We start from the raw sequence: 554 nt of genomic DNA, 5'->3' as shown, positions 1-554 counted from the left end.
AAAAAAAGTCGTGAAAAACGTGGTATTAAAATACCATAATCCTTATTTTCATATTTCTAGACGTATTTAATGTGATTCCCAGTCATATTGATGACCCATATTGAGGGTATGAGATTTTTCATAAGGGGACGTTTGAAACTATAGGCATGATATTATGTGCGTACAGCCAATACAAGAAACAATTCCAACGGCGTCCCCTCTTCCCCCCACTTCAAGCATTTCAGCCGGCGCATGCACCTGATAGGGCTTCACGAGCCCCCACAAACAAGCCTCTTGCGTTTTAAGAAGCCACCTTGCCCTTAACGACAAAAACCACACCAAATCAACAATCCAACGGCTCAACAGCGCTCCTGTTCTTGCAACACTCCCTAACAGAGCTTATTTGTTTAAAGCTGACAAGGCTTTTACTTTTTTCCACTCTTTGTGCTTTTTTGTGTCCTTTTTTTACGAGAAAATTTTTACCTTCAAGGCCAACCCTTAACACACCCTAAGGAATTTGTAAGGGATATACCCTTGACAAGAATAAGACTTCTTGTTAAATCTCTCCTACTTTT

The 554-nt window shown here is 40.3% G+C and carries 1 protein-coding gene; it reads right to left on the bottom strand.

Annotated features, from left to right (window positions below; all coding sequences use genetic code 11):
* Window positions 1-138: 138 nt before the first annotated feature.
* Window positions 139-342, bottom strand: coding sequence for a hypothetical protein (locus ACFIL8_RS12530; RefSeq protein WP_375681368.1), 204 nt, complete (start codon window positions 340-342; stop codon window positions 139-141).
* Window positions 343-554 lie beyond the last annotated feature (212 nt).

This window comes from Bartonella sp. AP57NXGY, assembly GCF_042195805.1.
GTDB lineage: Bacteria > Pseudomonadota > Alphaproteobacteria > Rhizobiales > Rhizobiaceae > Bartonella.
This window is presented reverse-complemented; position numbering and strand designations above follow the sequence as displayed.